This window comes from Roseibium algicola, from assembly GCF_001999245.1.
GTDB lineage: Bacteria > Pseudomonadota > Alphaproteobacteria > Rhizobiales > Stappiaceae > Roseibium > Roseibium algicola.
Genome location: NZ_CP019630.1, coordinates 4,468,104 through 4,493,883 on the forward strand (window position 1 = coordinate 4,468,104; position 25,780 = coordinate 4,493,883).

General features: G+C 59.5%; 24 protein-coding genes. 9 read left to right on the top strand and 15 right to left on the bottom strand.

The genetic code is table 11. The annotated features are described in order from the left end of the window. Positions 1-77: 77 nt before the first annotated feature. The 3 genes from B0E33_RS31240 to B0E33_RS31420 are packed head-to-tail and all read right to left on the bottom strand — an operon-like array spanning position 78 to position 1,284. Positions 78-446: a hypothetical protein gene (locus tag B0E33_RS31240; RefSeq protein ID WP_206051386.1), complete on the bottom strand. Its 369-nt coding sequence runs from the start codon at positions 444-446 to the stop codon at positions 78-80. Then, entirely contained in the window at positions 407-802 is a 396-nt protein-coding gene (locus tag B0E33_RS31245) for a helix-turn-helix domain-containing protein (RefSeq protein ID WP_206051387.1), read from the bottom strand. The genes B0E33_RS31240 and B0E33_RS31245 overlap by 40 nt, the downstream gene beginning before the upstream one ends. Then, entirely contained in the window at positions 799-1,284 is a 486-nt protein-coding gene (locus B0E33_RS31420; RefSeq protein WP_156912455.1) for a hypothetical protein, read from the bottom strand. The genes B0E33_RS31245 and B0E33_RS31420 overlap by 4 nt, the downstream gene beginning before the upstream one ends. A 223-nt stretch (positions 1,285-1,507) precedes the next feature. Here B0E33_RS31420 and B0E33_RS20655 point away from each other — a divergent pair, with 223 nt between their 5' ends. From B0E33_RS20655 to B0E33_RS20665, 3 genes are all read left to right on the top strand, one after another. Continuing rightward, complete coding sequence (locus B0E33_RS20655) at positions 1,508-2,371, top strand: glycosyltransferase family 2 protein (RefSeq protein WP_167579575.1); 864 nt, start codon at positions 1,508-1,510, stop codon at positions 2,369-2,371. 62 nt (positions 2,372-2,433) lie between these two features. Next, positions 2,434-3,561 (top strand): hypothetical protein, encoded by a 1,128-nt coding sequence (locus B0E33_RS20660; protein ID WP_077292286.1) that lies wholly within the window; start codon positions 2,434-2,436, stop codon positions 3,559-3,561. Positions 3,562-3,566: 5 nt separating this feature from the next. Next, positions 3,567-4,388, top strand: a complete 822-nt coding sequence (locus B0E33_RS20665; RefSeq protein ID WP_077292287.1) for a hypothetical protein — start codon at positions 3,567-3,569, stop codon at positions 4,386-4,388. Here the strand turns inward: B0E33_RS20665 and B0E33_RS20670 are convergent. From B0E33_RS20670 to B0E33_RS20715, 9 genes are all read right to left on the bottom strand, one after another. Beyond that, entirely contained in the window at positions 4,379-4,828 is a 450-nt protein-coding gene (locus tag B0E33_RS20670) for a hypothetical protein (RefSeq protein WP_077292288.1), read from the bottom strand. The genes B0E33_RS20665 and B0E33_RS20670 overlap by 10 nt on opposite strands. 3 nt (positions 4,829-4,831) lie before the next feature. Next, positions 4,832-7,015: a glycosyltransferase family protein gene (locus B0E33_RS20675; RefSeq protein ID WP_077292289.1), complete on the bottom strand. Its 2,184-nt coding sequence runs from the start codon at positions 7,013-7,015 to the stop codon at positions 4,832-4,834. 47 nt (positions 7,016-7,062) lie between these two features. Next, entirely contained in the window at positions 7,063-9,039 is a 1,977-nt protein-coding gene (locus tag B0E33_RS20680) for a caspase family protein (protein WP_167579576.1), read from the bottom strand. Positions 9,040-9,059: 20 nt separating this feature from the next. Further along, positions 9,060-9,653, bottom strand: coding sequence for a hypothetical protein (locus B0E33_RS20685; RefSeq protein ID WP_077292291.1), 594 nt, complete (start codon positions 9,651-9,653; stop codon positions 9,060-9,062). A 592-nt stretch (positions 9,654-10,245) separates the two neighbouring features. Beyond that, the gene (locus B0E33_RS20695) at positions 10,246-11,409 is read right to left on the bottom strand and encodes a M20 aminoacylase family protein (RefSeq protein ID WP_077292293.1); all 1,164 of its coding nucleotides are present in this window, start codon (positions 11,407-11,409) and stop codon (positions 10,246-10,248) included. Further along, the gene (locus B0E33_RS20700) at positions 11,410-12,225 is read right to left on the bottom strand and encodes an ABC transporter permease (RefSeq protein WP_077292294.1); all 816 of its coding nucleotides are present in this window, start codon (positions 12,223-12,225) and stop codon (positions 11,410-11,412) included. A gap of 1 nt (position 12,226) precedes the next feature. After that, positions 12,227-12,955 (bottom strand): ABC transporter permease, encoded by a 729-nt coding sequence (locus B0E33_RS20705; RefSeq protein ID WP_077292295.1) that lies wholly within the window; start codon positions 12,953-12,955, stop codon positions 12,227-12,229. A gap of 80 nt (positions 12,956-13,035) precedes the next feature. Then, positions 13,036-13,815 (bottom strand): transporter substrate-binding domain-containing protein, encoded by a 780-nt coding sequence (locus tag B0E33_RS20710; protein WP_023000375.1) that lies wholly within the window; start codon positions 13,813-13,815, stop codon positions 13,036-13,038. Positions 13,816-13,891: 76 nt separating this feature from the next. Then, positions 13,892-14,665, bottom strand: a complete 774-nt coding sequence (locus tag B0E33_RS20715; RefSeq protein WP_031269084.1) for an ABC transporter ATP-binding protein — start codon at positions 14,663-14,665, stop codon at positions 13,892-13,894. Between the two features lie 299 nt (positions 14,666-14,964). On the opposite strand from B0E33_RS20715, the gene B0E33_RS20720 reads away from it, so the two are divergent. The 3 genes from B0E33_RS20720 to B0E33_RS20730 are packed head-to-tail and all read left to right on the top strand — an operon-like array spanning position 14,965 to position 18,420. Beyond that, positions 14,965-15,609 (top strand): TetR family transcriptional regulator C-terminal domain-containing protein, encoded by a 645-nt coding sequence (locus tag B0E33_RS20720; RefSeq protein WP_031269085.1) that lies wholly within the window; start codon positions 14,965-14,967, stop codon positions 15,607-15,609. 10 nt (positions 15,610-15,619) lie between these two features. Beyond that, the gene (locus tag B0E33_RS20725; protein ID WP_077292296.1) at positions 15,620-16,813 is read left to right on the top strand and encodes a pyridoxal phosphate-dependent aminotransferase; all 1,194 of its coding nucleotides are present in this window, start codon (positions 15,620-15,622) and stop codon (positions 16,811-16,813) included. Then, positions 16,804-18,420, top strand: coding sequence for a 5-guanidino-2-oxopentanoate decarboxylase (locus B0E33_RS20730; RefSeq protein WP_077292297.1), 1,617 nt, complete (start codon positions 16,804-16,806; stop codon positions 18,418-18,420). Before B0E33_RS20725 ends, B0E33_RS20730 begins: the two co-directional genes overlap by 10 nt. Positions 18,421-18,442: 22 nt before the next feature. Here B0E33_RS20730 and B0E33_RS20735 read toward each other — a convergent pair whose 3' ends face one another. Next, entirely contained in the window at positions 18,443-20,470 is a 2,028-nt protein-coding gene (locus tag B0E33_RS20735; RefSeq protein WP_077292298.1) for a sensor histidine kinase, read from the bottom strand. A 51-nt stretch (positions 20,471-20,521) separates the two neighbouring features. Here B0E33_RS20735 and B0E33_RS20740 point away from each other — a divergent pair, with 51 nt between their 5' ends. The 3 genes from B0E33_RS20740 (at position 20,522) to B0E33_RS20750 (ending at position 22,787) form a co-directional block, all read left to right on the top strand. Next, positions 20,522-21,175, top strand: coding sequence for a response regulator (locus tag B0E33_RS20740; RefSeq protein WP_077292299.1), 654 nt, complete (start codon positions 20,522-20,524; stop codon positions 21,173-21,175). Between the two features lie 101 nt (positions 21,176-21,276). Further along, the gene (locus B0E33_RS20745; RefSeq protein ID WP_077292300.1) at positions 21,277-21,930 is read left to right on the top strand and encodes an SH3 domain-containing protein; all 654 of its coding nucleotides are present in this window, start codon (positions 21,277-21,279) and stop codon (positions 21,928-21,930) included. A gap of 83 nt (positions 21,931-22,013) precedes the next feature. Then, positions 22,014-22,787, top strand: a complete 774-nt coding sequence (locus B0E33_RS20750; RefSeq protein WP_156912456.1) for a hypothetical protein — start codon at positions 22,014-22,016, stop codon at positions 22,785-22,787. 403 nt (positions 22,788-23,190) lie between these two features. On the opposite strand, the gene B0E33_RS20755 is transcribed toward B0E33_RS20750, so the two are convergent. Both B0E33_RS20755 and B0E33_RS20760 read right to left on the bottom strand, forming a co-directional pair. Continuing rightward, the gene (locus B0E33_RS20755; RefSeq protein WP_077292302.1) at positions 23,191-25,023 is read right to left on the bottom strand and encodes a vWA domain-containing protein; all 1,833 of its coding nucleotides are present in this window, start codon (positions 25,021-25,023) and stop codon (positions 23,191-23,193) included. A gap of 123 nt (positions 25,024-25,146) precedes the next feature. Then, complete coding sequence (locus B0E33_RS20760) at positions 25,147-25,557, bottom strand: hypothetical protein (RefSeq protein WP_077292303.1); 411 nt, start codon at positions 25,555-25,557, stop codon at positions 25,147-25,149. Positions 25,558-25,780 lie beyond the last annotated feature (223 nt).

Genomic DNA, 25,780 nt, shown 5'->3' on the forward strand with positions numbered 1-25,780 from the left:
GTTGCAGAAACTTGCGACCCTTGCGAGGTTTTGTGCCCCAACGAAATGGCGCCTTGCGCTTGTTGGATCTGCCAAAGTCATGCCGCGTCGAGGTACGCTGAGTGTGAAACCGATTGGTGCGCGATTGCCGGCAGTCTGTTCAGAAAATAGGAAAGGCAATCCTGCTCCTTGTCTGAGCCATCTTCCGGTGGCCAACTGCCTGGAAGCTGATATCCGGATGATCCGTTGACGCTGGTTGCGAGTTTGAACCGCGCCAGGTCCGGCAGGGTCTTTTCGGCGAGCCAGGCGTTCCACTCATCGACCTGCCGGGTCTGAGCCGTTGGCAGGACGACGACGGGAATGGAGCGGCGTATGACGGCCTTCGCGTGCGGCTCGCGCGCGTTAGGTTTTTTATTTTTTTCTTTCTCTAAGTTTGGTGGACAGATTTGACCACCTTCGCCAGACACATCTGACCGCCTTCCGGGACAGATTTGTCCGTCTTTTCTCGAAGCTCGCAGGCCTTTAAGATCGAGGCGTCGGTAGGGCAATACTCCGTATTGTGCCCGACGCCATTCCCGCGTTGAACGCAAAGCCATTCACCGATTTCCAGATCTCGGATGGCGCGTTGGATGGACTTGATACTCTTGCCGGTTGCTTCGGCAATGGTCTTGTAGGACGGCCACGCCTTCTCGGTGTGGCCGTTCACATGTGCGGTCACGATATATAGTGCGACGCACTTGGCATTGTCGTTGATATTGGCATCACAGCTCAGCAGTCTCAGCCACTGAAGCTTCACTTCCCGGAATGGACGGCGCTCGCTCATGCGTGCCTCCAGAGACCTGCCTGGAAAGCAATTTCGAGTGAGGCAAAGCAGCAAAAAGGTGGGACAACGGCCATTGTAAGCCATTGAAATCCTTCAGGTAGGTGTTTTGTCCCACCTTCTGCTAAGCTATTGACTTTCTTCAGTTTGGCTAGGCTCTCCGGGCCCACCATTTTTCTTTTCTCCCACTCGCATTTGCCGTCCGAAGAAAGCTGATCCTGTTCTGCTGATGTGCAGTCCCGGAATTGCTCAATCGCCGGCGTCTGCCTGGCGCTGTTGCGGCATTGGGGAGGACCGGCAGTTCGCCGTTCTCGATCACCGGTGCGGCGCTGGACCGGGATGTGGCGCTTGTTGATGCGGGGCTGAATTTCGGTGTGACTGACAACCTCAACATCACTGCCGACTACACCGGCTCCTTCTGTGAGCGCCTGCAGGACCACACTTTTGCTGCGAAACTCAGGGCAAAGTTCCAAGGAGGCTGGCATGGGTTTATGCGGTCTTGTCGATCCCGATAGAAATGGCTGCCAGGAACGAAAGATGCCCCGCGATGCTGGACGAGGCCATGTTAGGCGCTTAGCTTTATTCGGACGGCCCGAGGGAGCCCTACGTGGGCCACATCGTCGATCAAGTCAGCCACGTGCTGCAACGTTGAACGGATGTGTACACACTCGACGGGCTTCATGATCGGGCATGAACGGGAACGTGAGTTTGGCTTCCTACACGCAGGCAATAGGGCATTTCGAGAACGGCGAATTTGCAAAGGCGCAGCATGCCGTTTCCGCCTGCCTGCAGGAGATCTACGCGAATATTCATGGCTTCGTCCTGACAGAAAACCTTCAAAACATATATGGCACGAAAGTTTCGGTGATTGTCGTTTCCCATCGGAGCGGCCTTGAGGCCTGCGAGGTTGGCCGGGGTATCGAAGATTTCATCCGCCGTCCGGACGTCGAATTGATTTTCGTCGGCAATGGGCCTGGAGCCGCTGAGGGGGCATCCGGCCCGTATGCTGACAAGGCGCGGGTATTCGGCTTGCCGGAGAATATCGGCTGTTCGGCGGCGCGAAACGTCGGTGCCTATGTCGCGCGGGGGAGCTGCCTTCTGTTTCTGGACGATGATGCATCGACGGGCGTTGCAGATCTTGATCTGCTTGCCGGCACCTGTATCGAGCGCAGGGCCATGGCTGTGCGCGGGCGCATTGCGCCGAAGTCCGGTGCCGGATTGACGGGCAACCACTACAATCTCGGTGACAGTCTGAAACCCGCACCGCCCACAACGGAGGGGTTTTCCGCCTGGCAGGCGGCAGCCTTCGAAAGATACGGCGGATTTGATCCGCTTCTGGCGGGGCACGAAGGCATGGATCTTTGTTGCCGGATGCTGGGCGAGACGGATGCGAAGCAGTTCCTGTATCAGCCCGGCGCAGTGATGCGTCACGACTATGCCGGAGACGACCGGCAATGGTTGCAGAAGGTGGAGAAGCTTCAGCTTTCGGACAGGTATCTTGCGTTCAAGGGGATAGACAAGGACCGGGTTGCCGTCGCCTTCAAGGAGGTTGAGAAGGCGGATGCTGTCTGACACGTCAACGAATGCGCCATTCGCACGCGGGAACGCATTCAAGACCTTTCCGGGCAAACTGCATGGATAGGCCTGACGACACCTGGCTGAGCCAGCGCTTTTGTTCCAATCCGTTCGAGCGAATCGAAACCCTGCCGAACCAGGACATTCACTTCTGTCCCGCAGCCTGGCAACCGGCTGCAATCGGCAGTCTGTCTGACGATCCTGAAACCGCCTGGAACTCGCCCAAAGCCCAGGACATACGACGGTCGATCCTTGCGGGTGACTTCTCGCATTGCTGCCATTTGAAATGCCCACGTATCACAGGGCGCGATCTTCCGGCGCGCGAGGAGATCCTGTCGGAAATAGACCCGTCTCCTGCGGTGGCCTACTATCGGGAGATCATCAAGACTGGCAGGACCCGACTGGACAAGCCTCCAGCGTGCGCCAGCCTCGGTCACGACCTGAGCAGCAACACCGCCTGTCCTTCGCAGGCGACAAAACCGGTTCAACTGAAAAAATACGATGCCGACCGGCTCGACTGGATCTTCAACGAACCGTACGCGCGCTTTCTGTCCAAAGCTGATCGAATAACCATCGGCCGTGAAGGCGAACCTTTTGCCAGCCGGCATTTCCTGAACTTTCTGAAGACCTATTGCGCGGAGATAGAGCCGAGAAAGGCGCTGGACCTTCACACCAATGGCCTGCTGCTGACGGAAGCTGTCTGGAACCGGCTCGATCTTTGGAGCCATGTCGGCAGCGTTCATGTGTCTGTCGATGCCGCGACCCCGGAAACCTATAATGAACTGCGGCCAGGCAGGCAGTTGGTTCAGCTCCTGCCCAATCTGTCTTTTCTCGGCCATTTGCGCAGACTGAAAGCCATAGACACCTTCCAAATGAATTTTGTCGTCCGGCAGGAAAACTACACAGAGATGCCGGACTTTGTCCGTCTTGCACGCCGGGTTGGGGCAACAGGTGTTCTGTTCCACCGGGTTCACGATCAGCAGGTTCGGGAGGAAGGTGAAGGTCCTGCGGTCGACGTCGCTGACCCTCGCCATTCTGATCATGAAGCGTTGCAGTTGATCCTCGAAGACCCGGTTCTGAATGCTCAGGACGTCGAATTGGTTGATCTGGGACTTGCCCCACGGCACAGGGAACTTTCCGGGGCAGCGTGCTCAGGCGCAACGCCTGATCAGGTTCGGCAAGGCTGAGGTCCATGGTGCATCATCTCATCCTGCTTTCATCGGGAAGAAGCGGCACGCATCTGCACCAGACCATGATGCGGAACGGACTTGAAAAGGCCGTCGTTCTTGGCGAGCTGTTCAACCCGTCGTCTCCGTTTGGTCTTGAAGCCCAGACGCCGGACTTCATCGCAATGCTGGAAGAAGAAAGCGGCATTGAGGTCGACCCGGGCAAGGCAAGAGCGCTGGCCAACTTTTTCAGGGACGATCCGGTCTTCATGCTGAGTGCGCTCGCCAGGGTTTGCGACCGCCTTGGTCAGGACTATCTGTGCTATTCGATCCTGCCGAAGCAATTGGCCGGCAGGTCGATCGAAGACATTCTGTTCCGGTTTGACTGCTCCTGCACCTTTCTCACAAGGCCGAGGTTCGCCAGATATGTCTCTCTCGTAAAGGCGCGGCAGCTCGGGGCCTGGAAGTGGGTCGATACCACGTCCCTGAAACCGGAAATAACGATGGAAGGGTTCCTGGAAGATGCAAGAGCCACAGACGACTGGTTTCAGTTCCTGTCGGAAAGGGCGCTGACTGCGGGGCTGGACGTTCGACACCTTTCCTATGGCGCTGATCTCAACCAACCGGCCCGGACCGCGTTTTACAGCCTGCAGCGGAAGTATGAAGGCATCTGCGAGCTGTCCGCCTTCGATTTCAGCCTGATCCCGGATTTCAAGCAGGAACGGGAGGCCGATCCTTTCCGGTCGATTGGCAACGGCGAGCATATGCGGGACGCTCTTCATCAAGCTTCCTTGCTCGATTATGCCTTTGCCGAGCCCGCCGTCTTTTCAGCGGATGGTTATGTCTGATCCCCGCTCGGCAGCGATTGAACATAGCCTTCCGGCGACGTACCGATGGTGAACTCGAAATCCGGCGACCAGCTCTCCCGGATGCGGGCTATCCGGCGTTCGAGATAGAGGTCCCAGTTGGCCGAGGCACCACATCGGGGAAGATCCGAAGACATCGGCAGGGTTTCGAAAAAGAGGCCTCTGCTTCTGAGTGCGGAGAAGTACCTGGGCGGGCACACGACGACGATCGTTTCGAACTCCGCGAGCTTCTCCAACTGGTCTTTCAGCGCGCTGGACAGGTGATCGCCTGCCTCATCGAGCGCCCAGACAAGCGCGACTGTTCCTTGTCTGCGGTGTTCCGACAAAAGGGCTGCGCTGTGCTTGGTGTTGGTTTCAAGTTTCCGGATGCTGCCGAGGGCAACCCGTAGTCCGATCTTGCGAAGGCTGCGTTTGAAAGACACGGTTCAACGCTCCTCCAGGGGATTTGCGGGAAGCTGAGCGACCGCCTGCAACAGATGTGCAGTCTGCTGCGCACCGTTCCACCAGCCGGACTTTCTGAGGCACGACCGAGCCAGCGATTGGCGGAAATCGGGATCGAGCATCTGCACAAGATGGTCTCCGATTGCGTATGGATCCTCGGCAGGTGAGGTGAGGTTCCACCCTGCGCGCGCGCCATATTCCGCGCGGGCTTCTTGCACATCCATGATCGGGTTGCTGTTCGGAATGAAGATCGACGGCAGCGCGGCGGCAATGTTTTCGTGAAAGGTATTGTATCCGGCCGCGCAGACGGCAAAGTCGAAGGCTTTCAGATACTGCCCGAGCGGATAGACCTTCCGCATCACCAGGCGCTCATGGAAATCCGCGTACTCCTCGAAATGAAGCGGGGACCTGACGTCGACCGCGATCACCTGCGGATGCCTGTCCAGAAACTCCAGCAGACGTGCCCGGGGAAGGGACATGTCGAAATTTGCTTCCGAGCCAAGTTGCACGAGACAAAGGATCGCGTCGTCCGGCAGGTTCAGCGCCCGTCTTGCGGTGGTTCTGTCAAAGAGCTGATCTCTTGGCGTCATCAACACCGGGTCGACCCGGGTGACGCTGTTGGGGTTGGGGCGTGAATAGCCTTCGTCCAGAGGCGCGCAGAGTTCCCCGGGTTCGATGATTGCGTCGAAGAAGCCTTCCCGGGAGATGCTGTTGGGCTGGGGCGTGCGCCAGAGGCCGCGCCGGATCCAGACGCTGGTGGCGCGGCCGTAGCTTTCAACCGCGTCCACGAAACCTGCGTACGGCAAGTTGCCGTCAAACAGTGTGAGGCAAGGCTTGTAGTGGCTGAGCGCCTCGCGCAATTCCTGAAAGAAATAGCTGTTCCAGGCTTTGAAATCCAATTCCAGTCTCTGCCGGAAAGGCCGGAATTCGGCGAGATATCCCATGGACCTTGCAATTTCGATTGCTTCGGAAAGCGAGAAGAAAACGACATTCGCACTCGGGCCGATCGCCCTGGCGATGGCAAGCTGCCGGGAGAGATGCCCGAGGCCGACGCCGTTGGAAGTGATCGTAAGCACGACCGGGGCAGGGGCGGGTCTGCGTGTTTTCGGGGCAGGCAGGGCGGCGACAGAGGGGGCGGCGATTTTTTCGAATTTCGCGGTGAACTGGTCCAGGCCAAACCGCTCCTCCACAAACGTGCGTGCCTTTCGGGAGGTCGTTTCATAAAGCTGAGGATCCGTACGAAGCTGCTCATAGACCAGTGGTGCTTCGTCCGGCTCGGCATAAAGGCAGGCATCGGAAAAACTGGTTTCCATATAGCGCGGAACGACGCAGGGCAGTCCGGTGGCAAGGGCTTCGAGCACACAATATCCGAACGCCTCGATCAGCGCTTTGGAATGGAAATAGCTGTAGATGTCGAGCCCTTGAAGAAATCCGGAAATCGGTCCCTTCGAGAAGGGCAGAACCTGCCAGTTGGACGGCAGGTCTTCGAACTGGTCCACGAAGCTCTGCGGCACGCCCATCATGCGGAAGGCAAAGTCAGTGGATTGCGGATAGCAGGTCGTGGCGACCGATAGAGACGGCCATTTGTCGGCGCTGGGGCGACTGTGGCGGCCGATGACCAGAGGGGATTTCGGTTCCCGGGATTGTTTCTCCGGATAGTCGGCCAGATCGATCAGATTGGCCCAGCTGCCCTGGTGAACGGCGTGGGACAGGCCGTTCACCACAAGGTCTTCGCGCACGATCTCGCTCACCGGCAGGAGTTTGAGCGAGTGGCCATACCAGTCGGAGATGAGCGCCGACCAGTGATCTGCCGGAAAGGCACGTTGTCCGTCGCGGTTTCGTATCGTCTGGTGCACGACAAGGTAACAGGCATCCGCATCGAAACGGGTTCGGCATTGCACCCGTTTGTCCAGCAAGGTCGGGTGATACAAAAGCGCGACCCTGGACCGCGGTCTTTCGTTCTGCGGAACAATGACGGTGCCGGTAGCCCTGATCTCGGCGAGTACGGATGCGTTCAAGGTCCGGTTTCGGGAAAAAAAGGGGGAACACAGCGGTATGATACCGGCTTTCAACCCGGCTTGCTTGCAGGCGCGAAGATCATATTTGAGCGATGTGGACGTCCCGCCGGGAAAGCGCAGGTCGGCCAGGTATAGGACGTCAAATTCCATGTGCCGGTCGGCCCCCCAGGAAATCCATCAAACGATCTTGCCGGAAATCACGATGGGGAGCCACCATAGAGCCGCCAGGACTCCAGTCCACGGTTGAACAGAGGGCCCGGAACACCATCCAGCGTGCCCTCATAGTATCCGGCAGACTGCAATCTGGTCTGGATCTCAAGGATGGTATCGCGCGACCAGCTGCGGGCGTCGGAAGAAATCTTCGCAAGTGTTTCGCCGCTGTCCACCGTCAATGCGGACAACAACAGTTCCGATGCCTTTTGTGGTGATTTGTCGGTGTGGAAACCTTCGTCGTAAATCGCAGCGGCGGCAAGGGCGCCTTCCGCGTATCCCTGCTGTGCGGCCAGTTCGAAATAGGCCGCTGCGTCTTCGGGGGTCTTGTAAATGCCTTCCTTGGCAAAGACGCCCAGATTGTAGGTCGCTCTGGCGGCGCCTTCCGAGGAGGCATATTCCAGAAGGGTAATTGCACGCGGAACATCACGAGCCCCACCTGTGCCGTTATAGAGGGAAACTGCAAGGTTGATGGCGCCGTCGGCGCTGCCGTTGGCATAGGCGCGTTCGAACAATTCGCGGGCTTTCAGCAGGTCCTTGGGCAGCCCCTGGCCGAGTTCGTAGAGGAGGCCAAGGCTGACGAGTGCCCTTGTGTCGCCTGCAGCTGCTGCCTGCTGATAGAGATCGACGGCAATCTTGGTATCGCCTGCGGCTGCCCGTGCCCGCGCCAGCAGGGCCTTGTAGTGCGGCACATCCGGATAGTCCTTGACGGCCTGCTCGCAGGAATGAATGGCCGCCCCGGAGTTCTTTGCCAGAAGGTTGAGAGAGACGCCCCGGTAGATGACGGTTGAATCGTTCGGGTGTGTGGCGAACCGCCTGCACAGTTCGGATTGCGTCAGATTGTTCGGATTGTTGGGCATCATCTGGGTGACAAGCGTTTTGGCCTGCTCCAGATATTGCCCGTCCGGAAATCGCTCGATGTAATACTGCAGCAGGGCCCGGTTACGGGAGGCCAGGGCGTTGGACCAGATTTCCTCTTCCAGACTTGCGAGGCCGACCGATGGCGTCGGCAGGACGCCGTTCGTGTCCTTCAGGGCTCTTTCGAGGATCGTTTGCGCTTCATCGACAAACCTGCCTTCCGGATAGCGCTGCAGGTACAGCTGGATCAGCCTTGGATCTTCCTGCTGCACCGACAGCTTCCACAGGCCCGCTTCAAGGTCGCCGTCCGACTCCGGGCCCGGCTTGAAATAGAAATCGGGTTTGACCGAGAACTGGACGTAAGGCACCTGGGCGCCACCGGTTTCCTTGCGTACGTTCTGGTTCACGTCCGCCAACACGGACAGGACCTCGCGGCCGGAGGAGTGCATGTAGGACAGGAGCGCCGTCGCGTAGGGACTGTTGTCACCCGCGCCGTCATAGGCAACCTTGCCTGGTTGTGTGGCGTAGCCGATCAGAAACCCGCTGACATCCGGCGGTGGTGCCAGGCCCACTTCCAGGCTCTTGATGCGATCCTGAAACGGATTGTTCTGGCAGGCGTCCAGGAAGACCATCTTGAAGGCGCTGCTGCGCCCGACAAGCTTGAGCAGCTCATCGAAATGAATGCTGTCGCTGACAAGCGTATCGATGTCACTGATCCGTGAATCAACCGGAATGAGATAGTTCTTGCCCGCCAGTTGAACGCCATGCCCGGCGTAATAGACCAGTACGACGTTCGCGTTGCGCCGAATGGTTGCCTGGGAGAACTCTTCGGCCTTCTTCAGGAAGGCCTCCTGCGTTGCATCCAGGATCAAGGTGACGTCGAAGCGAAGGGTCTGCAGGGTTGCAGCGATACTCTCCGCATCATTGCGTGCATTGGGGAGTTTCTCGCCATTGTAGTTGGAATTGCCGACGATCAGCGCCATACGCGTGTCGGGTACAAGCTGCTGGGCTCGTGAGGTTTCAGGTAAGGAAACCGAGACAACGAGTATCAGGCCTGACAGAAGCAGGACCTTCTCGAGAAGTTGCCGGACCAAATGCAATTTCATGGTTTGGAACCGCATTCCGCTCAAATTGAAATCATGGACGCCAGATTGACTTCGACCGCCGCGATGGTCTCGGTCAGGACAGCTCGCTGTTGCTGCTGCAGGTTCGTGATGACGGTGTCCTGGGACCGGACGATCTGAATGCGCTGAACCTTGCTGATGCCTTCGCGGACCGCTTCAAGAGCTGCTTCGCCACTTTCGGCCTGCTCGACTTTGACGACCATTTCGCGAACAATCGGCAGGGCCGACTGCGCAACAGCGCTTCCATTTTCCGCTTCACGCGCCAGCCGATTTTCCAGATCCTGCAGGACTTCGGTAATGCATCGGACCGGTTCGATGCCGCGCAATACCTTCTGCTTGCAGCGTTCACAGGCGTTATTGACCCGAACACGGTTGTTCAGGAACCGCTCGAGAATGGCTCGTTCCCGGGCCACGGTTGTCGGTTCTCCATCGCCTTTCGGAATCAAGAAAAACGGTCTGACCGCTTCCTTGCCGGAGCCTGCCTTGACACTTGGGGATTCGCTTTCGTAAGCGGCGATGGTGATCGGCTTGCCGTTTGGATTTTCCAGCTTGCTGCCTGCGGCTGACGGGTCAAAGGACTCATCAAAGGGCAGCATCGTGCTCCTTGTAAAAATCTGCTGTGCGTTCGAAAGCTGCCAGGACGTATTCCTGACTGGATCGTTCAAGGCCTGGGTGCTGGCCTTGGCCGAACTTGTCGCGCCTGTTAGCCAGGCCACCAAAATAGACGCAATAAATGATAGGAAACCGAGCATCTTACGCTTGGTAATCTCTGCCATACTTCACCGAATTTTTAAAACTGACTTAGCGTTCTATGACACTTTCATCAGATAATTGAAAAATTTGCATTGTCGGCGGCTCACTACATCCTATCAAGTACAGAGGTTTAGTGAAGCAAAAATTCGCGCCATCGCCTGCCTGGCGATCGGGCTTGCCGTCCCATGAGTGGGCTGTGAGAGCTTTGAAGCGGTGGAGACCCGACGTGTGTCCGATTGAATTTCGCAGGTGAAGCGTAACGCTCCGGCCGAGAAGGGGTTTCCTGTCGCAAAACAACAGGATAGGGCAGGCCAGGTGGCCTGCCCACTATTTCGGGAAACGTCGTCCAGTTGCAATATGAAGGCGTCTGGCCGGTGAAATTTCACCAGACGCTCCGTTTGCAGGCAGGTTCAAATTGTGGTGATTTCCGTTGCGTTACTTGCTCGACAGGAAATCTTCCGCCAGCTCCACCCAAAAACTCGTGCCGATAGGCAGGATGTCGTCATTGAAGTCGTACTTGGGGTGATGCAGGGGCGGGTCGCGATCGGTTCTGGCAGTGCCGAGCATGAAGTAACAGCCAGGCCGTTCTTCCAGGAAATAGGCAAAGTCCTCGCTGCCCATGAAGGGACGGGTGAGGTCTGTGACTTTTTCCTCGCCGGCAAAGCGCCTGGCAAGGTCACGCAGGTAGCCGGTCTCGGCCGTGTGGTTGATCATCGGCGGATAACCGCGCTCATAATCGACCTCGGCCCGCATGCCGTAGCTGGCAGCCTGTCCTTCGGCAATCATGCGGATACGCCGTTCCAGCTCGTCGCGCACATCCGGTTCCAAAGCTCGAACGGTCAGGTTCATTTCCGCCCGCTCGGGGATCACGTTGCTGGCGATACCGCTGTTGAAGGCACCGACCGTGATCACGGCGGACTGCAGCGGGTGGATGTTGCGCGCGGCGATAGTCTGTAGCGCCATGATGATGCTGGCGCCGCATACGATCGGGTCGGATGCCGCCTGCGGTTCTGCGCCATGGCCTCCGTGGCCGACAACGGTAATCTTGCACTCGTCGGCAGCTGCCATCATCGGGCCGTCCCGGAAGGCAAATTGTCCGAAGGGCAGGCTCGGGTCATTGTGAAGGCCGAATACGGCATCGCACGGGAAGCGCTCGAACAGCCCGTCGTCCATCATCAGCCTTGCGCCGCCGAAGTTTTCTTCCGCTGGCTGGAAGATCAGGTGCACCGTTCCGTCGAACTGCTTGCGTTCCGAGAGGATTTTCGCGGCGCCGAGCAGCATGGCCGTGTGGCCGTCATGGCCGCAGGCGTGCATGACACCGGGATGGGTGCTGGCATAGTCCGCCCCGGTTTCCTCCAGGATCGGCAGGGCGTCGAAATCCGCACGAATGCCGATGCTTTTCGAAGACGTGCCATTGCGCAGGGTTGCGACAATGCCGGTTTTTGCCAGGCCACGCGTAACCTCGTAGCCCATAGCAGCCAGTTCACTGGCGACGTAGTCCGAGGTCTTGAATTCCGACAGGCCGATCTCGGGGATCGTATGCAGATGGCGCCTTGTGGCGACGATTTCGGGAAGGAAGTTGGACGACTGAACGGTCATTTACGCACCACGGCTGGGGATACGGTTTTCCAGGAAGCGGAACAGCAATACCAGAATCCCGGTGAGACACATATAGATCAGTGCAAGCAGCAGCAGAGGCTCATATGTGAGATATGTATCCTGCCGAACTCTTGAAATGATCGCATAGACATCGACCACCGTAATGGTCGCGACAAGCGGTGTCGATTTCAGCTGCAGCACGGTTTCGCCGCTCAAAGTTGGCAAGGCACGGTAGATGGCGCGCGGTAGCCAGATGCGGTGGAACATGGTGAAGCGGCCCATGCCAAAGGCACGCGCGGCTTCCAGTTCGCCCCTTGGCACACCGGCAAACGCTCCGCGCATCACTTCCCCCTCATAGGCGGCAAATGACAGCATCAAGGCCGTGAAGCCATACGGCCAGGCCTGGCGCAGATAGGGCCAGAACATCGACTGCCGGATTTCCGGATACTGCGCGAACACCGAGCCGAGGCCGTAGTAGAGCAGCCAGAGTTGCAGAAGCAGCGGTGTGCCGCGGATCAATGTGCAGAAACCACGGGCCAGCCAGGCGAGTGGTCTTGGTCCGGTGACCTGGACAAGGCCCAGGCCTATGGCAAGGAGAAAGCCGACGGCTGCCGTCGAAAACAGCAGAAACAGTGTTTCCCAGATGCCGTGGAGCAGCTTCCATTGGTATTTGGGCAACCAGTCCCACCGCAGGAACCAGATCGCGCAGAAGACGATGCCTGCGAAGACGGCAAGCAGGAAGATCCTGTGCGGTTCCAGCAGTCGGCGTGGCGGCGGCGGCACATAGGCGGGCATTGTGATCTTGGTTTCGCTCATCTCACACAGGCCCCGCAATGCCGCGCCTTGCGCGTTTTTCGATATGGGCGATGACGCGGTTCGAGACCAGGGTCAGCGTGAGATACATCACGCCTGCGGCGCAATAGAACAGCATGTAGGCCTTGGTGCTGCCGGCTGCCTGGCGGGTCACCAGCGTCAGTTCCGAGAAGCCGACCACGGCCAGAAGGGCAGTATCCTTAGTGGCGATGAGCCAGAGATTTGAAAGACCCGGAATGGCATAGGGCAACATGGCCGGCAGGGTGATGCGGCGCAGTGTCTTGAAGGGCGACATGCCGTAGGCACGGGCTGCCTCTATCTGTCCGGGCGGTACTGCCTTGATGGCACCACGCAAAACTTCGGTCGAGTAAGCGCCCTGGACAACGCCGATGACGAAGATGCCGGCGGCAAGGCCGCTGATGTCGACCCTTGGCAGACCGACCAGCATCAGCAGCGTATTCACCGCGTCTGTTCCGGCGTAATAAAGCAACAGGATGAGGACAAGCTCGGGAACGGCTCGGATGACGGTGGTGTAGACCTCAAGCAGGTCGCGCAGGATCGGGCCGCCGTAAAGCTTTCCGAAGGCGCCGCCGATACCGATCAGCAGACCCAGGCCAAAACCGCCGACGGCGAGCTGCAGCGAGGCTGCGAAGCCGGCGAGTAGAACTCCGCCCCAGCCCGGTGGCGACAGGGCGAGCAGATCGAGATTGAGAAATCCGGAAGGGGCAGCCATCGGCAGCGGTCAACCTTGCTTTGAAAGTGTCCGCCCGCGCCCGAGGGCGCGGGACGGTTTCCTAAGGGTGATCCGGCCGCTTAGCCGCCGTAGATGTCGAAGTCGAACCAGTTCTTGGAGAACGTTTCATAGGTCCCGTTCTCGCGGATCGCCTTGATCGCGGCGTTGACCTTGTCCTTCAGTTCCGTGTCGCCCTTGCGCAGGCCGACGCCAACGCCGGCACCGAGGATCGCCGGATCATCCTGGACGTTGCCCTTCAGTTCGCAGCAGGCACCTGCATCGGACTTCAGGAAGGCGTCGAGCGCGATGGCGTCCGCCTGGACGGCGTCGAGGCGGCCAGCGGCGAGATCCTGGTTGGCTTCATCCTGGGTCTGGTACTGCTTGATCTCGGCAGCGCCTTCGCCGAAATACTTTTCGGCATAGTCGGCATGAATGGTCGAAACCTGAACGCCGATGATCTTGCCGGACAGGCCTTCCGGAGTCGCGTCGAAATCGTCACCCTTGGCACCGATGATGCCGGTCGGAGTGTTGTAGTACTTGTCGGAGAAATCGATGGTCTTCAGGCGCTCTTCGGTGATGGACATGGAGCCGATGATCATGTCGATCTTGCCGGATGTCAGGGCCGGGATGATGCCGTCCCAGGCAACTGGCGTGACGACGCAGTCGAGTTTGGCTTCCGCGCAGATCGCGTCCATGAATTCGATTTCCCAACCGATCCACTTGCCGCTGGAATCGGGAGAGGTGAACGGCGGGTAGGGCTCGGCTGCGACGCCGACCTTTACTTCCTCAGCCATGGCGCCGGTGAACGCGGTGGTGGCCAGTGCGGCTGCTGCGAATGCTGTCTTCAGAATATGTTTCATGCTGTTCCCCTGTTTTTTAGACTTCTCGTGCCGGACCTTCCGGCAGGACCTCCCCGCGAAACGTCTGCGGGAGGGTCTAGTTGATCGAGCTGATGAATTTCTTCAGCCGCTCCGATTTCGGGTCACCGAACACCTGGTCCGGCGGGCCCTGTTCCTCAATGATGCCGTTGTGCAGAAAGATGACGTGACTGGCGACTTCCCGCGCGAATTTCATCTCGTGGGTAACCAGGATCATTGTCCGCTGTTCACGGGCCAGATCGCCGATGACGCCGAGGACCTCTCCGACCAGTTCCGGATCGAGAGCGGATGTCGGCTCGTCGAACAACATGGCGAGCGGCTGGACGGCAAGAGCACGGGCGATGGCTGCACGCTGCTGCTGACCACCGGACAGGAAGGCCGGATAGGCATCCTGCTTCTCGTGCAGTCCGACACGGCGCAGCAAGGTTTCGGCGATGCCGACGGCCTCGTCGCGTTTCATGCCCAGAACGTGGATAGGCACTTCAATCACATTTTGAAGCACTGTCATGTGCTGCCACAGATTGAAGCTCTGGAAAACCATCGCAAGCTGGCTGCGAATGCGCTCGATCTGCCTGCGGTTGGCAGGGCGCAGGCCATGGTGGCCGTCGTTTTTCAGGTCGATTGTCTCACCATGGATGGTGACCGACCCTGCGCTGGGCATCTCAAGCATGTTGATGCAGCGCAGAAAGGTTGATTTGCCGGAGCCCGATCCGCCGATGATCGCAATCACGTCGCCCTGCCGGGCCGTGAGCGAGACACCCTTGAGCACCTCAAGAGCTCCGAAACGTTTAAAGAGGTCGCATACCTCGATGGCTGGCGCCGCTGGTTCCATCCTACCGCCATTGCCCGGCCTGAGCCGGTGCACTGTTGTTTCTGTTCCCCGCTGACCTCGTCTTTTTTGCCGGTGCGGCGTCAGCTCTCCGCCCGGTAAGTGTTGTCAGCTTTGCACTTGTCTCGTAATTATTCAACCGTATAATAACGAAAAAATCGATGCCGGTGCGTCAGGCGACCGGAGATCATGGCGGAGGACACAAGAATGGCGCGGGAGGCGAAAGCGATGGCTGCAGCATGGTGCCTGACTTCGCCTGCGAACCCGTCAGTGCGCGGGATTCTGCCGGTCCGGAGCCTGTCATGAGCCGTCGCCCGTTCCATCGCGCAAGTGAGGCCGAGCGACGTCAGGATCTCATCCGGGCGACGCTGGATTGCATTTCCGAATTTGGTCTGCGCGGCGCGACCGTTCGTGAAATCGCGGCACGCGCCGGTGTCACCCCCGGCCTGATCCGCCATTATTTTTCCAGCAAGGACCAGATGCTGCAGGATGCCTATCGGGAAGTCATGACCGGAATGACATCCACTGTGGCGGCAGCTGCCGATGGTGATCAGCAGAGCCCCAGGGCACGACTGCACGATTTCATCGTGGCCAACCTGACGCCGCCGGTTGCCAACGCTCGGACGTTGTCGCTCTGGGCTGCTTTCATCAGTCATGTGCGCGTCGATCCGGCATTTGCCGAAATTCACCTCGAGAGCTATCTCGCTTTTCGGTCTGTGCTGGAAACCCTCGTCGCCGAGGTGCTGGCCGAATCGGGTGAGCCACCCGATGCAAAGCGGTGCCGGGAGCTGGCAATTGCGATCAACGGCGTGATCGACGGTCTGTGGATCGAAGGCACGCTGGTGGGTCACCTCTTTTCCGAAACGCCCCTTCCGGGCGTTGCCATCCGGTCCGTCGAGGCATTGCTTGGCGGAATAAGCCTTGCCGCCAAACCACACTCAAACTGAGAGACCGACTATGCGTTATGCGTCGATCACCGACCGCCTTGCCCACCTGGGCTCGGGAAAATGGACTGTCCACATCAAGGCGCGCGAAATGGCGGCTGCGGGCGTTCCCGTCATCGAGCTGACGATCGGCGAGCCGGACATCCTGCCCGACGAAGCCTTGTTCGAGGAAGCCAACCGGGCGATGAGGGCCGGCCGTATCCGTTATTCCAACGGTCGGGGCGAGCCGGGTATCGTTGCTGCATTGACGGAAAAATATCGCAAGCGCCGGCCTGACGTGAACGAGCAGAACGTCCTGTGTTTCCCAGGCACGCAGACTGCCCTTTTTGCGGTGATGCTGGGCCTTGTGGAGGCAGGCGACGCCGTTCTGGCAGGTGATCCGCTCTATGCCACCTACGAAGGCGTTATTGCCGCGACCGGTGCGCACATGGTGCCGGTGCCGCTCCGCCCTGAAAAGGGTTTTCACCTTCAGGCGGAAGATCTAGAGAAGGCAGTCACTCCGGACAGCCGGGTGCTCCTGCTCAATACGCCGCACAATCCGACCGGGGCGACGCTGACGGCTGACGAAATTGCCGCCATCGGTGAGGTCTGCATCAAGCACGACCTCTGGATCGTCTGCGACGAGGTGTATGAAAAGCTGATCTTTAAGGGAAGTTTCGCTTCCCCCTTCGACCAGCTGGCGCTGGCGGACCGGACCATCGTGGTGTCCTCTATCTCCAAGTCTCACGCCGCCCCCGGCTTCCGGTCTGGCTGGGCAATCGGTCCGGAAGAATTCTGCACGCGGTTGCTGGCGGTGTCCGAAACCATGCTTTTCGGCGGACAGCCGTTCATCGCGGACATGACAGCTATGGCGATTGCCGGGGATTTCGACACTGCCGAGCGCATGCGGGAGAGTTATCTGCGGCGGGCGAAGCTCATCATCGGGCATCTGTCCGGACACGGCGCCCTTAAGCCCATGATGCCGGAAGCCGGCATGTTCCTGCTGGTGGATGTCAGCGCAACGGGACTGGATGGCGCCACCTTTGCCGAAAGGCTGCTGGAGGAAAAACAGGTCGCGGTGATGCCAGGGGCCTCCTTCGGCGATCAGGCGACGAATTTCATCCGGTTGTCGTTGACGGTGGCCGATGAAACGCTTTCCGAAGCAACAGACCGCATCGCGGCCTTTGCGGACAGTCTCGACGACGAGGAGAGCCGCAAATGGGCGTAGTGACCAAGACGGTCGGTGAGGCCCTGATCGATATTCTTGAAGCCAATGGCGTGGAAGCCGTCTTCGGCATTCCGGGCGTGCACACGGTCGAGCTTTATCGGGGGCTGGCTGCGTCCGAAATCCGCCACATCACCCCGCGCCACGAACAGGGGGCCGGGTTCATGGCGGACGGATATGCCCGCGTGACCGGGAAACCCGGTGTCGCACTGGTGATCACCGGCCCTGGCCTGACCAATACGATCACCGCGATGGCGCAGGCCTATCAGGATTCCGTGCCGATGCTGGTGATCTCGGGCGTCAATGCACGCGCAAGCCTTGGCCATGGCCGGGGCAAGCTGCACGAGCTGCCGGACCAGCGCGCCATGATGGCACCGCTTGCGCTGATGACACACACGCTTCTGGAACCTGCAGATCTGCCGGCTGTCATGGAGCGGGCCTTCGCGATCCTGCAGTCGCGGCGTCCGGGGCCGGTCCATATCGAAATTCCAACCGATGTGATGGTGGAAAAGATTGCCGTTGGCGACTTGCGCCCCTCAAAGGCCTGCGGCCCGCGGGCGGCTCAGGCACAGGTGCTGGAGCTTGCCGAGAAATGCCGCAAGGCCCAGCGCCCGGCGATCCTGTGCGGTGGCGGTTCTGTTGCCGCCGCAGACACGATCCGTTTGCTGGCGGAGCAAATTGATGCGCCGCTGATCACCACGGTCAACGCGCGGGGCATGTTTGCGGGACATCCGCTCTCCGTTCCGGCCAGCCCGAGCCTTGCCGCCGTCCGGGACCTGCTTGCAGCCTCCGATCTGGTGATTGCGCTCGGCACGCAGATGGGACAGACGGATTACGACATGTATGCCGATGGCGGCTTTCCGGAGCTTGCAGATCTGGTGCGGGTGGACATCGATTCAGACCAGCTTGCCCGGGGGCCTGAGGCTGCGCTGCCGGTTCTCTCCAGTGTCGACCAGTTGCTGGACGATCTTCTGCCGCTGCTTGAAGGTCCCGGTACGGCGGCGGCGGAGGGTGCCGCGCGGGCCAAGGCTTGCCGAGAGGCGGTTTCAACCTGGTTGAGCCCCAAGATGCAGGCGGAAATCGGCGTTCTGGAGACGATCCGCGAAACGCTGCCCGGCTGCATCATCGTCGGCGACAGCACGCAGGCCATCTATTCCGGCAACTTGTCCTTTGAAGCAGGCCGGCCGCATGGCTGGTTCAACGCGGCAACAGGGTTCGGTGCACTTGGGTATGGCCCTCCGGCCGCGATCGGTGCCAGCATCGGCGAGCCTGAAACGCCTGTGATCTGCCTTGTGGGTGATGGCGGGCTTCAGTTCTCGCTTGCCGAAATTGGCTCAGCCAGGGATTGCGGAGCCAGGGTGATTTTCCTGGTCTGGAACAACGACGGTTATGGCGAAATCCGCACCTACATGCTGGATTGCGGGATTGAACCGGAAGGCGTGACGCCATCAGCACCCGATTTTGGCAAGATCGCCGACGCCTATGGTTTGCCGTCCGTGCGTCTTGATGACGTGTCGGAGCTCGGGGCCGCTCTGAAGCGGTTTTCAGACCTGTCCGGACCAAGCCTGATCGAAATCCACGAAACAGGCACGCGCGGGGCGACCGCCTGACGTGAGACCCTGCGGGCTTTGCTCAGCTTGAGGCCGGCAAGGACAGCCTGAATTGCGTTCCCCTGCCTTTTACAGACTGGCAGGTGAACGCAAGCCCGTGTTCACGCGCAAGGTCGTGACAGACCGAAAGACCAAGGCCATGTCCGCTGGACGTGCTGCCTTTCTTGTAGGCTTTCAGGAAGGTTTGCTGTTCTGTCTCGGTCAGGCCTGGTCCCGTATCGAGCACACAAAGCTCCAGGGCCTGTCCACGGTTACGGACGCCAATCAGGACCTTGCCTTTTTCGGTGTATTTGACCGCGTTGGAGACCAGGTTGCTGGCAATGCGCATCAGGACCATGGGGGGGACAGCTGTCTTGCGGGTTGATGTAACCCGTCGCAGCTTCAGGCCTTTTGAGATCGCTTCCTCGCCAAACATCTGCTGGACCGTGTCGAGAACAAGCGAAAGTTCGTAGCTCTCCATTTCCGCCGGTTCTGCGCGGGTGATGGCGATGTCTTTCTGGGCGTGGTCTTCTTCGCCGGTTGGATCGGAGCTTTCGGCTGTCCCTATGCCATCGTTCCGCGGTGCCGTTTCCGCCAGATAGGAATTCGACAGGGCCTCCATGTAGTCGAATGCCTCTGCAAGACGTTGGCGAACCGGCGGTTCCATATGGTCGGCAAGATGGTCGAAGCTGAGCCTCAGTGAAGTGATCGGCTGTTTCAGATCATGGGAAGCAGTCGCCAGTTGCCGCTGACGCAGGCTGGCCAGATCGCGGGCACGCGTGTAATTGCGCTCGGCCACGAGCAGCTCTCGACTGCGCTTTGCTTCCGCTTCAAGGGCAGCGATTTCGGCCTGAACGGCATTTGCGTGTTTGTGGCGCAAGGCAACGATATGGGCGGTCAAACCGGTCATGGTGGCAATCAGCAGGCAGGAGAAAATACCCTTGACCGTGCTCGCAACTGGCAGGATTTCAGTCTCGAGGCCAACGACCATCAAGGCAATCAGCCCAACGACCAGCACGGTGCCAAAGGCTGAAACCAGTTCCGAGCTGACATGTGCCGCGCCTTCGCAGCGTCGCCAGCTGCGGCCTGCCAGGAAAACGGAAATGAACATCAGCGCCAGCAGCACATAGCCGAAAAACGCGACATAGGTGCCGGGCGAAAAGAAAGACAACCCGAAACCGGCTATCGATAGAGCGGAAAAGGCTGTCAGGCCGATGGAAAGTCTTGTCTCGCGGCCTGTGGTGGCGACAGAGCGGCCGGAAATGACGAAGCCGAGGCCGGATAGGGAGAACAGCAGGAAGAAGCCTGTCGGAGACTGGAGTTCAGGCCTGTCGGGAAAGAAGAACCGGAACCAGAGGCCGTCAATATAAGCGATGAAAGCAAGTCCGAGCCCGAACTGGACGGCGTAGAGCATGCCGATCCAGTTTTTCATGGCCAGATGAAAGCCGAAGAAGAAAATCAGGCAGGAGATCGTGAAGGCGTAGAACGCCGTATGGGTGATGCCGGACGCAAAGGCTGAGGCTTCAAGCTCCACCGGTGTTTCCAGCGCCATCTTGAAGGACTGGAAAGGCCCGAACTTGAAATTCACCAGGAGGGTGACCCGCTCTTGCGGCGCGATGTCGAAGACAGGCGTGCGCAACCTTGTGACCGAGTGGTCTTCCGGTGCGAAGGGTTCGAAAATCGAATAACTGATCAGGCTTTCGGTAAAGCCGCTTTCGCGGATGACATAGGCATCCAGTTCGCTGACCAGCGGCAGGTCGATCGTCAGCACGAAAGGATCCGGCGCACGGCCATCGTTCAATGTTGCGTTGACGATCTCGACAGCGGCCCAGGCTTCCGGCGCATAGTTCGTTTCCAGCAGAGAGGCCTTGAGGGTCGGAGAGAATTTGCCGGAGCGGAACCGGTTCAGGATGTCGGCAAGAGATGCTGTCGGATCGCTCTCATAGACCAGATGCGGCTTCAGGTCGCCAATCCCCTGGCCGGGCTCGAGGCGCACAGTTTCTGCCCGGGCGATGCCGGTCACGAGAAGGCTGAAAAACAGAAGGGCCCACAGGTGCAGAATTCTGGTCATTTCCCCAAAGGCATGTCAGATAGAAGGACTGCAGCTGCTGGATCGAGAGCCGTGAAAGATCAAAGATATAGTGCCATCATTGCAGATGATCACGCAATCGTTCGCTCGGGCTTGCGCGACGCTCTGGAAAAGCCGGGCCTGATCGAACCGGAGGGGATCAACGTGCTGGCGGAAGCCGGCGACGGTCTCAGCGCGATAGCCGAAGTGCGCAAGCAGCGGCCAGACCTCCTGTTGCTGGATGTCTCCATGCCGATGGCAGGCGGCGTGGAAGTGCTGATCGAGGCAAGGCGCTGGTCGAAGGAAACGAGGGTGGTCGTGCTGACAGGCATTTCCGCTGTCGGGCTGATATCGGATCTCATCGAGGCCGGGGTCGATGGCCTGTTCTCGAAGGCGTCGGACAATGCCGAGTTCTACCAGAAACTACCAGGTATCCTGCGCGGACAGCGGCATATTTCGGATGTGTTCCTGAAGATCCTGGAAGAGACGCCCGCGCCACCGGTTCTGACGGACCGGGAACGGCAAACGCTGAACCTGATCCTCGCGGGGCGGTCCAACAAGGAAATTGCCGAAGGACTTGGCATCAGCGTCAAGACCGTCGACAAGCACCGTACCAGCCTGATGCAGAAGCTGAACGTGCATTCGGTGCCGCAGCTGATGGCCAAGGCGCTGAAGGAAGGCATGATTGATCCATCGCGGGAACTTTGACCGGAGAATGCCTGTTCTGGCCGGAATGGGGGATCGGCCCCATGGCCGGCAGTCAGCCGCCATGCGTTACTGCTGCAAGTGACCCGTAAAAGGATTGTGCCATGCGCCCCTGTTTCAGACTTTCAGCCACCTCGCTTGCCGCGATACCCGTTGCCAGCATGCTGATCACGGGCTCGGTCCAGGCGCAGGATGACGGTTTTCGCGAGATCCGTGTTGCTCCCGGCACGGCGGTCGCCGCCAATTTCATGGATGTGCTGATGCCGTTTCTGCAAGGCCATCCGGAGAGTGACGAAGGCAATGCTGCGCTCGACCTGAAGGTGCGCAAGGCCGACAGCGGCTACAGTGTCGATATCGTCATGACGGGATATCTTGATGACAGCCTTTCAGGTGAGCATTACAGGGGCACCGTTGTTCACACGGCGACGGGCGAATGGGAGCTTCTGCAGATGAAGGTCAAACCCTTGTGCGCACGTGGTGTGAATGTCGGGGGGATCTGCACCGCATCCGCAGCACCACCTGCCATGTTCCGGTCTTCCGGCGCCGTTGATGGCCGGTTGATGTGCGTCAGCATTGCGCAGGACGATGTTCTGAATGTACGGCAGGGCCCCGGAACACGGCATGCCGTTACCGGCGCTCTTGCGGCGGGAACCTGTAATGTGGAACTTTCCGAGAGCTGTGAGGGAAGCTGGTGTGAAATCCGTTCGGGGGCAGTGTCCGGATGGGTGAATACCCGTTACCTTGAGCCCGCCAATTGAAAGACATATCGACGAGCCCCATGCCGGTCAGAAATCAGCATCAGCGCAGATCTGCCAAAAGCCTTCTCATCGGCGGCTTGCTGATGTCTTGCGCAACTGTCGCGGTTCTGGCCAGCGGCTTGCCCGAGCCGACATTCCTGGAAAGCGGCAGCAACGACCTGATCCGCTTTCAGAAAGGTGAGGTGCCTGCACCACCGATTACGCTGGAGGCCGCCCCGTCAGCCGCTCCGGAACCGGTAGAACCTGCCGAGATGCATGCGCCCGAGCACCGGCTGATGGACAGCGAGGGGGCCGCTGCCGAGATTGCCCCTCCACCGCCAGCGCGGCCGCAGCCACCGGCGCTTGCACCTGCACCCTCCGACGCCCCATCCTGGACGGACCGTATGGATCTGGAGTTAGATCGGGCCATCGACCGGACTGCCCCCCAGAGGGAACGGGTTGCGCCGGCTGCAGCGCCGAAACAAAATTCGCAAAAACGGGAAGCCACTGGTGCGGACTCTCAAGGCTTGAACTCTGCCATAGAAAAGTCCGCCGCAAGGCGTGCGCAGGAACCGGCTCCACTGGAGGAAGCCGCAGATGCCGATGATGCGATTTCCGCGCGGCTGGTGACGGTCTGCCTGACCAATCCGGACGATGCCAGCGGCGCCAAGGGCTTTGATATCCGGCGAGATGGTCCGCCGCGCTATGTTGCCGATGTCGGCGCGACGGCCTGTGCCCGCTTCGAGCCAACGCGCCATACGATCTATCTCTGGAAGACCAACGACCTGGGTGCCCTGTCGCTGATCCTCTCCAGCCGTCTCGATCTGGTCGAGGCAGATGGGACGCAAGTGTCCCTGGACTGGTTGCGGGACCGGTAACCGGCCCGACAGCGCAAACGCGCAGCCACCAGATTTATTCTCGAATTTGTCAGTCGTCCGTAGGGCTCTGGGAATGAGTGGATCCCGGGTCTCGCGTTGCTCACCCGGGATGACATTCGAGGACCTTTTCCATCATCATCCCGGCCAAGCGCAGCGCGAGCCGGGATCGGGGAGGAACGGGATCCTTTTTAGGTGCCCATTTCGCCGACCCTCGGCTCCCCGATCCCGGATCTTTGCTGCGCTGCGTCCGGGATGACCAAAGGAGGGATGACCATAGGAGGGATGATCAACGGCGGGATGACCATTGGTGGGGAGGCGAATGGAGCGACGGACAACTTGGGGAGAAATACAAACAGAAACCGGCAGGCGGGCCTGCCGGTTTCTATGCGGGCGGTGGGGGAACCTAGCGCTCGGCGACGACCGCGAGACGGACGAGGGTCAGGAATTCAGACCGGTAGCCGAAGCGGTCAGCGCCCTTGTTCTCACTGGCGAGTTTTTCAATCGCCTTGAAATCCCAATCTCCCAGGTGATCGGTGCCTTTCAGCTTCTGCCCGAAGGCAGCAACTGACGCGGCAAAGAGGGTTTCCGACATCGGTATACCGCTTGTGTCTGCCATGATCGGTGTCTCGATCAGGGTACTTTCCTTGTCTCCGGGCAGCTTGTAGCGCAGCTTCACGAAGGCGAGTTCACCCGAATAGGAAGCGCGAACGGGTTCGATCTTCTCCTTGGGGCCGTAGCGCAGGTCCGAGAATTTTTCCGCCGGCGAGCCGACAGGGGTGATCTCATAAAGGGCCGTGACGTTGTGGCCCGCGCCGATATCTCCCGCATCGACCTTGTCGTTCCTGAAATCCTCAGTTCTGAGCGCCCGGGTTTCGTAGCCGATCAGGCGGTATTCGGCGACGGTCTCCGGGTTGAATTCGACCTGGATCTTGACGTCCTGGGCGATCATGGAGATGGAGCTGACCACCTGGTCCACCAGCACCTTGCGGGCTTCGGACAGCGTGTCGATGTAGGCGGCAACGCCCTGTCCGTTCTGCGCAAGGGTCTGCATCAGTTCATCGTTGTAGTTGCCGCGGCCGAAGCCGAGAACGGAGAGCGCTGTGCCGTTTTCCCGCTGTTCAGAGACATAGCGTTTCAGGCTGTCCGGATCGGAGAGGCCGACGTTGAAGTCGCCGTCGGTGGCCAGGATGATCCTGGTCTGCTCGCCGTCGCCGGTCATTGTTTCGGCCAGAGCGTAGGCTCCTTTCAGACCTTCATGACCTGCCGTTGAGCCTCCGGAGGTCAACGCGTTGATCTTTTCCAGGATCCGGCTCTTGTCGGTAACCTTGGTCGGTTCCAGTAGAACACCGGAGCTGCCGGCGTATGTGACGATCGCCACTTCGTCCTCGTCGCGGAGCGTGGACAGCAGCAGGCGGAAGGATTGCTGCAGCAGCGGCAACTTGTTGGCATCGGCCATGGAGCCGGAGGTGTCGATCAGGAACACCAGGTTCTGCGGGGGAAGGTCATCGAGCGGCACCTTGTAGCCCTGGATGCCGACCTGCATCAGCCTGGTGTGTTCGTTCCACGGGGTGTCGATCACGGAAACATTGGTGGAGAAGGGGTGACCGCCCTTTTCGGGTACGGGATAACTGTAATCGAAGTAGTTGACCATTTCTTCCACGCGCACGGCATCCGGGTTCGGCAATCGGCCGCCGGACAGCGTGCTGCGGACATAGGAATAAGAGGCGGTGTCGACATCGACGGAGAAGGTCGATACCGGGTCCGCGCTCGTGCGTTTCAGCGGGTTTACTTCTGCGGATGCAAATCGCTCCCGGTCTGCAGGCTGAACGGCTGGCATTGCCGGTGGTTCGGACTGAGCCACCTTTTTCGGGGCAGAGCCGCCACTGCCGGAGGAAAGTGACATCAGGCCGCCGGTGGCTGCCTCCGAGCCAATCATTATTTTGTCCTGAAATGCCGGGGCCGGGGCCGGGGCAGGCTGCGGGGCTACGGCCGGACGGGAGATGTCCGCGATGACGGAGTGGCTTTCTTCCTGTTTCCTGCACTGGGTTGTCGAAGCCGAGGCATCATCGTCTCGCTCACCTGCAATGGTCATCCGGCCGGCTTCCTCCGCCGGGCTTGTGAGCTTTTTCCCGAGCTCCTGCCAATCGATGGTTTGCGAGGCGATGCCGGCGAAGGCGATTGTCATCAGCGAAGCGGAGCTGATCAGCAAGGTTCTGGGCATGTGTTTGCCAAACATGAGACAAATCCTTTTCGTCGCCCGGAGGAAAGGTCCGGGTGTCGGGGTGATGGGGAAAGGTTGGGTAATGTGCCGGGCAAGAGCCGCGCCCTCACGGCGCGGCCTTGGTGTGTTTGCCGGGTGTTACCGGAACACGATGCGGTAGCTTGCGCCCTTGCGGCAAACCGAGGTGCTGGAGTCCGCGTACCAGGTTTTGAGGAGGTTCCAGCGGCCGTTGGATTTCAGCTTGCGGAACTGGACCCGGACAAAGGTGCTGGCGTTGTTCACGCCTTCCAGGTTCCGGGTGACCTTGTAGGTGCCACCGTGGGCGATGACGCGGTTGGAAATGTTTTCCGAGCGCCAGCGGTTGGAACCGAGGTCACGGTAATCGAGATCGTAAAGCTGGATCGGCTGGCCGGTGTTGTTCTTCACCGTGATGTTGACCTTCTTGCAGATGTCGAACAGGGCGGCGGCCGGGGTCACGGCTCCGAGGGAGGCAACGCCTGCAATGGCGAGAACGCTGGCGGCTGCTGCGGTTTTGGCAAGGGCTTTCATTGGTCAATTCCTTTCTCTTGAATAATCTCCTTTCGGAGGGGGTATCGATCTTTCGATGAGAGAAAGGTGCCAGAACGAGCGGGGTGTCAGTATGGGGTCGATACCCCAATCGCGCGTCTGGCGAGGTACCTGAAAGCGGGCCGGTCACCGCAACCGGCGGGTTGAAGACACGCTTCGATATTTGGTCTATTGCTGCTTCGTCGCCTGTTTTGAAAAACGATTT

Bases quoted from the DNA above. Each gene is read 5' to 3' on its own strand.
- B0E33_RS31245 (WP_206051387.1), bottom strand. From the start codon at position 802: ATGAGCGAGCGCCGTCCATTCCGGGAAGTGAAGCTTCAGTGGCTGAGA.
- B0E33_RS31420 (WP_156912455.1), bottom strand. From the start codon at position 1,284: ATGCCAGCCTCCTTGGAACTTTGCCCTGAGTTTCGCAGCAAAAGTGTG.
- B0E33_RS20660 (WP_077292286.1), top strand. From the start codon at position 2,434: ATGGATAGGCCTGACGACACCTGGCTGAGCCAGCGCTTTTGTTCCAAT.
- B0E33_RS20665 (WP_077292287.1), top strand. From the start codon at position 3,567: ATGGTGCATCATCTCATCCTGCTTTCATCGGGAAGAAGCGGCACGCAT.
- B0E33_RS20675 (WP_077292289.1), bottom strand. From the start codon at position 7,015: ATGGAATTTGACGTCCTATACCTGGCCGACCTGCGCTTTCCCGGCGGG.
- B0E33_RS20680 (WP_167579576.1), bottom strand. From the start codon at position 9,039: ATGAAATTGCATTTGGTCCGGCAACTTCTCGAGAAGGTCCTGCTTCTG.
- B0E33_RS20685 (WP_077292291.1), bottom strand. From the start codon at position 9,653: ATGCTGCCCTTTGATGAGTCCTTTGACCCGTCAGCCGCAGGCAGCAAG.
- B0E33_RS20695 (WP_077292293.1), bottom strand. From the start codon at position 11,409: ATGACCGTTCAGTCGTCCAACTTCCTTCCCGAAATCGTCGCCACAAGG.
- B0E33_RS20700 (WP_077292294.1), bottom strand. From the start codon at position 12,225: ATGAGCGAAACCAAGATCACAATGCCCGCCTATGTGCCGCCGCCGCCA.
- B0E33_RS20705 (WP_077292295.1), bottom strand. From the start codon at position 12,955: ATGGCTGCCCCTTCCGGATTTCTCAATCTCGATCTGCTCGCCCTGTCG.
- B0E33_RS20710 (WP_023000375.1), bottom strand. From the start codon at position 13,815: ATGAAACATATTCTGAAGACAGCATTCGCAGCAGCCGCACTGGCCACC.
- B0E33_RS20715 (WP_031269084.1), bottom strand. From the start codon at position 14,665: ATGGAACCAGCGGCGCCAGCCATCGAGGTATGCGACCTCTTTAAACGT.
- B0E33_RS20720 (WP_031269085.1), top strand. From the start codon at position 14,965: ATGAGCCGTCGCCCGTTCCATCGCGCAAGTGAGGCCGAGCGACGTCAG.
- B0E33_RS20725 (WP_077292296.1), top strand. From the start codon at position 15,620: ATGCGTTATGCGTCGATCACCGACCGCCTTGCCCACCTGGGCTCGGGA.
- B0E33_RS20730 (WP_077292297.1), top strand. From the start codon at position 16,804: ATGGGCGTAGTGACCAAGACGGTCGGTGAGGCCCTGATCGATATTCTT.
- B0E33_RS20735 (WP_077292298.1), bottom strand. From the start codon at position 20,470: ATGACCAGAATTCTGCACCTGTGGGCCCTTCTGTTTTTCAGCCTTCTC.
- B0E33_RS20745 (WP_077292300.1), top strand. From the start codon at position 21,277: ATGCGCCCCTGTTTCAGACTTTCAGCCACCTCGCTTGCCGCGATACCC.
- B0E33_RS20750 (WP_156912456.1), top strand. From the start codon at position 22,014: ATGTCTTGCGCAACTGTCGCGGTTCTGGCCAGCGGCTTGCCCGAGCCG.
- B0E33_RS20755 (WP_077292302.1), bottom strand. From the start codon at position 25,023: ATGTTTGGCAAACACATGCCCAGAACCTTGCTGATCAGCTCCGCTTCG.
- B0E33_RS20760 (WP_077292303.1), bottom strand. From the start codon at position 25,557: ATGAAAGCCCTTGCCAAAACCGCAGCAGCCGCCAGCGTTCTCGCCATT.